Source organism: Corynebacterium sp. HMSC073D01, from assembly GCF_001815555.1.
GTDB classification, from domain to species: domain Bacteria; phylum Actinomycetota; class Actinomycetes; order Mycobacteriales; family Mycobacteriaceae; genus Corynebacterium; species Corynebacterium glucuronolyticum.
The window spans coordinates 113,890-122,198 of sequence record NZ_KV821059.1; the positions used below are offsets into that span (position 1 = coordinate 113,890).

An 8,309-nucleotide genomic window follows, 5' to 3' on the forward strand; every position below is an offset into this window, starting at 1 on the left:
CATCTACTACACTGTTGGAGCATGACGAATGACTCTTTCACGTATCGGTATGGCGCGGACCTCGCGCGGAAAATTGAGCAGAAGTGGCAGGGGTTTTGGGCGGATAATAATGTGTTCGCCGCGCCGAACCCGGTGGGGGATCTGAAAGAGCCAAACAGTGATCAACTAAGCAAGCCGAAGCGGTTTGTGCAGGACATGTTCCCGTACCCGTCGGGTGCGGGGCTGCATGTCGGGCACCCGCTCGGCTATATTTCTACCGACGTCTTTGCGCGGTACAGCCGCCACAACGGCTTCAATGTGCTGCATACGCTGGGTTATGATGCCTTTGGCCTGCCGGCCGAGCAGTATGCGATTCAGACGGGGACGCATCCGCGGGAGACGACGGAGAAGAACATCCAGAACATGGAGCGCCAGCTGGGGCAGCTGGGGCTGGGGCACGATAAGCGGCGTGCGATCCGCACTATTGATACAGATTATTACCGTTGGACGCAGTGGATTTTCCTGACTATTTACAACTCCTATTTCGATGAGGGCGAGCAAAAGGCGAAGCCGGTCGCAGAGCTCCGCAAACAGCTCGAAGGGCAATACACAGAGCGCGAGATCGAGGACATTATTGATTCGAAGCGCCTCGTGTACCGCACAAAATCGCTGGTCAACTGGTGTCCCGGTTTGGGTACGGTGCTCGCGAACGAGGAGGTCACCGCGGAGGGTCGTTCGGAGCGCGGTAATTTCCCGGTGTTCCGCAAGGAGCTGTCGCAGTGGATGATGCGCATCACGGCCTACGGCGATCGGCTTATCGACGACTTGGACCTCCTCGACTGGCCGGAAAAGGTCAAGTCCATGCAGCGCAACTGGATCGGCCGCTCCACGGGCGCCGAGGTCGACTTCACCATCGGTGGTGAAAAGGTCTCGGTCTACACCACCCGCCCGGACACACTCTTCGGTGCGACGTATATGGTCCTCTCCCCCGAGCATCCCCTCGTCGATAGGCTCACCTCCGGCGAGCCGTATGAAAGCGGTACGGATGAGCGCTGGACTTTCGGTGCTAATTCTCCGAAGGAAGCGGTGGAGCAATACCGAATCAAGATTGCCGCCAAGTCCGACCTCGAGCGCCAGGAGAACAAGGAGAAAACCGGCGTCTACCTGGGCGTGACCGCCACCAATCCGCTCAGCGGTGCCGAAATTCCGGTCTTCATCTCTGATTACGTCCTCATGGGTTACGGCACCGGCGCGATCATGGCCGTGCCCGCCCACGATACCCGCGACTACGAGTTCGCCACGGTCTTCGGACTGCCCATCGTGCAGGTCCTGGAGGGCGGGAACATCGCCGAGGAGGCCTTCACCGGCGACGGCACCCACATCAACTCCGGTTTCCTCGACGGCCTGAACAAGGACGATGGCATCAAAGCTGCCATCGCGAAGCTTGAAGAAGACGGCACCGGCCACGCCCAAAAGCAGTACAAGCTGCGCGATTGGCTGTTTGCCCGGCAGCGCTACTGGGGCGAGCCCTTCCCCATCGTCTACGACGACGAGGGTCGTGCCCACGCGCTGCCAGAGGAAATGCTGCCGGTGGAGCTCCCGGATGTGGAGGATTACAAGCCGGTGACCGCCGACCCGAACGATCGCAATTCGGAGCCGCACCCGCCGCTTGCCAAGGCCACGGATTGGGTAAACGTCACCCTTGACCTGGGCGACGGCCCCAAGCACTACCGCCGCGATACCAACGTCATGCCGCAGTGGGCCGGGTCTTCTTGGTACCAGCTCCGCTACATCGATCCGACCAACGAGGAAAAGTTCGTTGACCTGGAAAATGAGCGCTACTGGACGGGGCCACAAAGCGATAAGGATTGCGGCGGTGTCGACCTCTACGTCGGCGGTGTCGAGCACGCCGTCCTCCACCTCCTGTACTCCCGCTTCTGGCACAAAGTCCTGTTTGACCTGGGCTATGTCACAAGCTGCGAGCCGTACCGCAAGCTCTTCAATCAGGGCTACATCCAGGCCTACGCCTACACGGATTCTCGCGGCGTCTACGTCCCGGCCGCCGAGGTCGAGGAGAAGGATGGAAAGTTCTTCTACCAGGGCGAAGAGGTTAATCAGGAGTACGGCAAGATGGGTAAGTCGCTGAAGAATGCGGTCTCCCCCGACCAGGTCTGCGAGGACTACGGTGCCGACACTCTCCGTCTATATGAGATGTCTATGGGTCCGTTGGACATGTCGCGCCCGTGGGCGACGAAGGACGTCATCGGTTCGCATCGTTTCTTGCAGCGCGTCTGGCGCCTCGCCGTCGATGAAGTCACTGGTAACCCTGTTTTCTCCGAAAACAGCCTGACGGAGGACGACGAGAAGCAGCTCCACCGCACCATCGCCGGCGTCCGCGACGATTATGAGCACCTGCGTATCAATACGGTCGTCGCCAAGCTCATCGAGTTCACGAACCACCTGACCAAGGCCTACCCCGCCGGCGCCCCCCGCGCTGCCCTCGAGCCCCTGGCCATCATGCTTTCCCCGATCGCCCCGCACATCGCGGAGGAGCTGTGGTCCCGCCTCGGTCACACTGGTGGCATCACCTATGCTGCCTTCCCGGAGTTCGACGAGTCTCAGCTTGTCGACGACTCGGTCGAGCTTCCCGTCCAGGTCAACGGTAAGGTTCGCGCTCACATCACCGTTGCGGTCGACGCCGCGAAGGATGTGGTTCTGGAGGCAGCGCGCGAAGCCGCTGCGTCCAACATCGAGGGGAAGACCGTGGTCAAGGAGATCGTCGTCCCCGGTAGGCTCGTCAACCTCGTGGTGAAGTAAACCGTCTTCCGGGCGTTTTAATGGTGCCGGGTTCCGCCGTGGGTGTGGCGGGACCCGGCATTCCTCTTTACGCGCGCCTTTTTACGCGCGCCTGGGCGGGCCCCTTTTTACGCGCCTGAGGCTTGCCGAGGGCGCGCTCGCCGAGGGCGCGCTTGCCGAGGGCGCGCTTGCCGAGGGCGCGCTTGCCGAGGGCGCGGCTAATAACAATTTCTGTGCGTTTGTTATACGTCAGGTGGGACGCAACATTCATCCCCCTGGTAAATAAGCCCCTAGTTAAAAGTTACACACAGCGAACTCTGTCGTATTTGGCAGAATTGTTCTAAAATCGGGACCAATAGGAAACCCTCACGGCTTAATATACAACGGAATTTATTTAAGGTGAGGGGAAGTACCCAAAACAAAGGATGATGCTGTGCACTACAAACCCAAGGGCTTTTCCATCGCGGCAGCAGCCGTATCACTGACGCTGATCCTCCCCGGGATCGTCCCCGTCACCTACCCGCAAGCCGTCGCCCAAACCGCAAGCGCCCCGGCCACCGCCCCCGTGACCGCCGACGAGGTGCAAAGTGGCTTCTTTGCCAGTGCCATTGAGGCGACCGGCGAGCAAGATGCCAAGGGCACCGTTAACGGCACCGTGGCGGAGCTGAAGACGGTTCCCACCGTCTGGATCCAGGACGCAGTGGCAGCAGGTGCACCACTTGGGGGTGTTGAGGTGTATGCCAAGTGGACGGAGAAGAATAAGAATGGGCAGATCTCCTCTCCCCTGTATAAGACAGTGACCAGGGATGATGGCACGTTCACCATCGAGATGAAGCCGTACTTGGATGCCAATGGCAAAGAGCACACGTTCACTGCCGATCCGACGCTGGCCTATAAGGAAAAGGTGCAACTCTGGTTCCGCCCGCCGGAGGGTATGGAATTGTTCTGGTCCTACGGCTACCGTCCGGTTCCCGACGGCGTCGTCGTTGATACCACGGGCCACGCGGATTGGACAGGCGGCCGCGTGCGCAATGCGCGGGCACTGTTTAAGAAGAAGGAAGACCCGTCGCTGCCCAATCACAAGCCGCGGGAGCAGTGGGTGTTCCAAACCCCGGAGGCGATGCAGGGCACAAGCGGTGATGTGAATGGTCGCGTGTATTGGAACTGGGTGCAGGGCGTGGGCTCCCTTCGCTGGGAGGATGTCAATAACCCGGCCTATGACCGAGGCATCCCGAATGTGCAGGTTGTTGCCTCCTATTTGGCAGACGAGGCGGTCAATGAGATCCTTGCTTACCACAAAGCCAACCAAACTAGGCTTTTCAACGGCCATGCGCTGCGCGGGGAGCAGTGGACGTATGAGGATGCGGTGAAGCTCAATGACTGGATTATGGAGCAGGTGCGGGCGCATCCGGAGTGGATCGCGGAGACGGTCGCCACCACCACGGATGCCAAGGGTGCGTACAAGATTCGTTTCAACGGCACGTGGGGTCGGGATGACCGTTCCGCTGGTCGTGTGCCTAAGGATAAGGTGGGTACGGTTGCTGGCAGTCCCACGGAGGGTTCCTGGGGCAACGGTAGCTTGGACAATAGCGTCAAGCACGTCAACTGGGACTGGATGTACATTTCGACGCCGAATATGCCGCGCGTTGCCGGTGTGACTACTCCGTTTAGGAATGAGATCTGGGGTGGGTCCAATTTCACTGGTAAGGACCCGTTCGGCACTGGCTATTTGCTCGATGCGAACGCGTCGCAGTCGCTTTCGGCCGAGTATTTCGCCAACCTCAATATCGGCGCGCTTACTCCGCATTCCACGTTTGACGTGCTCACCTACGACACGCGGACGTCCTTTGCCACCCCGGGCGTAACCGTCGATACGGGTGCGTCGGGCTGGCCAGCGCAGGCGGATCAGAAGTACCGCATCATCTGGACGGATCCGAACGGCGCCGAGGTTAAGACCTGCGAGGAGTTCGCCACTGCGGATGGCCTCATCCCCTCCTGCCCGCTGACGGTGTCGGAGGATCTGAAGGAGGTCTCCACCTACACGGCGACGCTGTACGCGCTCCCGGATGGCCAGGACCCGCTGATCATGGGCGTGGATAGCTTCACGGCGATCCCCGCCAGGCTTCACACCCCGTACGGCAGTGTGGGCACGTCGTACCCGCTGCAGACCCCGGGTAACCCCGCCAACAACGCGGATAAGACCAAGGCCGAGGGCTTCGTCGAGGTTCCGAGCGAGATCGCCAAGACCAAGGTGGACTGGACCTTCGAGCTTGACCCGGAGACCCCGCTGCCCCAGGGCCTGACGTTTGATGAAAAGACAGGAAAGATCACGGGCACGCCGACGGAGTTCGGCACCTTCCCGGTGAATGTCACCGCCGTCGGCCAGGTCCCCGCCGCATCGGGCAAGCCGAAGACTATTCGGATCGGCACCACCGATAATTTGACGGTGACCAAGGCCACGATGCTGGATTACACTTTCAAGGAGGGCGAGAAGGCCTCCAAGCCGATCAGTGTGGTTGGCCTGCCTACGGATGCGAAAGACAAGGACGGCAAGCCCGTCGAGATCAAGCCCACAAACTTCAAGGTAGTGAGCGAGCTCCCGCAGGGCTTCTCCCTTGCTCCCGACGGCATGTTGACGGTGGATGAGACTGCTAAGGCGGGCACATACACCGATGTCACCGTCCAGTATGAGGTCACCGATGAGGATGGTGTGAAACACACGATCCGGGGTGGCGGCAAGGTCGTCGTCGATCCGAACCCGGCCCTCGTCAAGCAGGATCGCGACACGTATCAGCCCCAGATAGGTTCGGATACTCCGACGGTGGAGCAGGGCTCCTCGGTTACCACCGCTCCGCTCACCTTCGATGATCCGAACACGCCGGATACGGAATCTGCCCCCTCGGGCACGCGTTTCGACGCGCCGGATGCCACCGCCTTGAACAGCATTTTCCCGGACGCAACGCCGGCTCCTGACTGGGTCACGGTGAACCCGGATGGTTCGGTCACCGCGAACCCGCCGAAGGACGCGAAGCCTGGTGTCTACCAGGTCCCGGTTCGCGCCAACTACCCGGACGGTTCCTCCGAGATCGTGTTTGTGCCGGTAGAGGTAACGAAGCGGACACCGGATGCAGAAAAGTACGGCCCCACGTACGGTTCCACGCCCACGAGTGTGGCGCAGGATTCCCGCGGTTCGGTGACGGATCCGAGCTTCGATGATCCGAACACGGCGGATCTGCAGGAGCGCGTTCCCGCTGGTACGACCTTCGCCCCCGGAGCGGATGCACCGGATTGGGTCGAGGTTGATCCGCAGACCGGTATGCTCACGCTGCGCCCGAATGCGGAGGTCCCCGTCGGAACGTACGAGGTTCCCGTCACAGTGACGTATCCGGACGGTTCGACGGACACGATCACCGCCCCGGTTGTCGTGACGGAGAAGGTGCTCACTCAAGCCGAGGCCAACGTTCCCGCATACCCGCAGGCAACGGAGGTTTCGCAGCGCGGCAAGACGACGATCCCTGTCACCTTCGATCGCCCGCGCACCTCCGAGAAGGAGGAGATGCCGCAGGGCACGACGTTCGCTAAGGGCACCGGTGACAACGTTCCGGAGTGGGCAACGGTCGACCCCGCTACCGGCACCGTCACCGCCAAGCCCGGAGCGGACGTTCCGGCGGGCGATTACACCGTTCCCGTCGTCGTCACCTACCCGGATGGCACCACGGACAGGGTCAACGTTCCGGTGCATGTCAACCAGTACGTCACGGATGCGGAGAAGAACCAGGCTGCCTACCCGCCCGAGCCGACGGTCGTCGGTAAGGATGCGCCGGTCACCATCCCCGCTCCTACGCTTGTCGACGGCTCCCCCCTCCCCGAGGGCTCTACATTCGGCCCCGGTGACAACGTTCCGGGGTGGGTAACGGTCGACCCCGCTACCGGTAAGATCACCGTCAAGCCCGGTGCAAACGTTCCGGCCGGTGACACCACCATTCCGGTCGTCGTCACCTATCCGGATGGTTCCACGCAGACCATCAACGCCACGGTGACGGTCCTCCCCGCGGCCGATGCGTCGCAGCCGCTGTACCCGTCGTCCACGACGGCGGTTCCTGCCGGTTCCGAGGCCACCATCGCGGCCCCGAGCTTCGATGACCCGACCACCGACGGCGTCGAAAAGGCCCCGGAGGGCACGAGGTTCGCCAAGGGCTCCGGTGACAACGTTCCGGAGTGGGCCACGGTCGACCCGAATACCGGCGAGATCACCGTCAAGCCCGGTGCGGACGTTCCGGCGGGCGAGTACACCGTTCCCGTCGTCGTCACCTACCCGGACGGCTCCACCGACACGGTCAACATTCCGGTGAAGGTGACCGCGAAGGTAAAGGACGCGGACACGAACCAGCCGTCCTACCCACAGGCCAACACCCCGGTTCAGGCCGGTGGCACCGCTACGGTTCCCGCCCCCACCTTCGACAACGGCGTGAAGCCTGCGGGCACGACCTTCGCCAAGGGCGAGGACGCTCCCGACTGGGCTACCGTCGATCCCGAGACGGGCGAGGTCACGGCCAACCCGCCGAAGGACCTCAAGCCCGGCGAGTACACCATCCCGGTTGTCGTCACCTACCCGGATGGCTCCACGGACACAGTGAACGTCCCGTTCACGGTGACGGAGGCACCGAAGGAGGCCTCCCTCAACGATCCGTACTACCCGGCTAAGGATCTCACCGCCCAGGCTGGTGGTGACCCGGTGACGGGCGACGCCCCGAGCTTCGACGATCCGAACACCGAGGAAACGGAAACCGCCCCGGCAGGTGCGACCTTCTCCCTCGGTGACGGCGCTCCGAGCTGGGTGTCCATCGACACGACGACGGGTGCGGTCACCGCCAACCCGCCGAAGGGCACTGATCCGAAGGCCTACGACATCCCCGTCGTTGTCACCTACGCGGATCAGTCCACCGATGAGGGCACGGTGACCGTCGTTGTCTCCGAGCCGGAAAAGCAGGCGGTGGAGTTCCAGCCGGATTACGAGGATGCGTCGGCCACGAAGCAGGGCGAATCCTCCACCATCCGCGCCCCGCAGGGCGAGAATGGAACCACCCTCCCGTCGGGCACCACCTTCGAGAAGGGCTCGGGTGCCCCGACGTGGGTGACGGTGAACCCCGATGGGTCGCTCACGGTCAGCCCCGATGCCACGGTCGAGCCGGGCACGTACAACGTCCCGGTTGAGGTCACCTACCCCGACGGTTCCACGGGAACCGTCATGGTACCGGTGCGCGTCGCCGCCCAGGAGATCCCCGAGACCCCGTCGGATAAGGTCACCTACGATCCGGCAACGCCGGACGAAGCGAAGGTCACCGCCGGTGAAACGGCGAAGGTAAAGGCCCCCGGCTGGGTCAATGACAAAGCCCCGGTCACCGCAACCTACGCCACAGGAAAGGCAGCACCGGATTGGGTAAAGATCGATCCCACAACCGGCGAGCTCACCGCCACCCCGCCCGCAGGCACCGAGCCGGCCACGTACAACGTCCCGGTTGAGGTCACCTACC

General features: G+C 62.3%; 3 protein-coding genes. 2 read left to right on the forward strand and 1 reads right to left on the reverse strand.

Annotated elements, in window-relative coordinates:
- Positions 1 to 21: 21 nt before the first annotated feature.
- Positions 22 to 2,796 (forward strand): leucine--tRNA ligase, encoded by a 2,775-nt coding sequence (leuS, locus tag HMPREF3044_RS08730; RefSeq protein ID WP_070740953.1) that lies wholly within the window; start codon positions 22 to 24, stop codon positions 2,794 to 2,796.
- Positions 2,797 to 2,863: 67 nt separating this feature from the next.
- Here the strand turns inward: leuS and HMPREF3044_RS08735 are convergent, their stop codons facing one another.
- The gene (locus tag HMPREF3044_RS08735) at positions 2,864 to 3,046 is read right to left on the reverse strand and encodes a hypothetical protein (RefSeq protein WP_070740955.1); all 183 of its coding nucleotides are present in this window, start codon (positions 3,044 to 3,046) and stop codon (positions 2,864 to 2,866) included.
- A 162-nt stretch (positions 3,047 to 3,208) separates the two neighbouring features.
- On the opposite strand from HMPREF3044_RS08735, the gene HMPREF3044_RS08740 reads away from it, so the two are divergent.
- On the forward strand, positions 3,209 to 8,309 hold a 5,101-nt coding region (locus HMPREF3044_RS08740; RefSeq protein ID WP_210400543.1), incomplete at its 3' end, for a Rib/alpha-like domain-containing protein.

Coding starts and splice junctions, on each gene's coding strand:
- leuS (WP_070740953.1), top strand. CDS start 22: ATGACGAATGACTCTTTCACGTATCGGTATGGCGCGGACCTCGCGCGG.
- HMPREF3044_RS08735 (WP_070740955.1), bottom strand. CDS start 3,046: ATGAATGTTGCGTCCCACCTGACGTATAACAAACGCACAGAAATTGTT.